Source organism: Methylophaga sp. UBA4204, from assembly GCF_002379485.1.
Lineage (GTDB): Bacteria > Pseudomonadota > Gammaproteobacteria > Nitrosococcales > Methylophagaceae > Methylophaga.
In genome coordinates, this window is the sequence record NZ_DFTU01000092.1 from 14,203 (window position 1) to 14,478 (window position 276).

At 42.0% G+C, this 276-nt stretch carries 1 protein-coding gene; it reads left to right on the forward strand.

Annotated elements, in window-relative coordinates; translation table 11 throughout:
* The coding region (locus tag B3182_RS13770) for a hypothetical protein (RefSeq protein ID WP_292753137.1) at window positions 1-252 on the forward strand (252 nt) is incomplete at its 5' end.
* Window positions 253-276 lie beyond the last annotated feature (24 nt).

Genomic DNA, 276 nt, shown 5'->3' on the forward strand with positions numbered 1-276 from the left:
GCTGCTGGTTTTGAAAAACATCAGCAACAGTATTTTCAATTAGTAGGAGCAACCAACGCCTGGTCGGGCAAATGGGCCAATGAAGATGTCGAAGTGTATACCTTTGATGATCCCGATCTCGAAAACGCACCTTTTTATAAATCCATTAAAACAGATGGTTCTGATTCAAAGTGGGCCGATAAATGTGTCCACAAGAATGTGATTTTGCTTAGTAAGGGTTATCAGGCCTGTGATCGTCTCTATGAGCTTTAGTGTCTGTTGATCTTTCATAGCCGC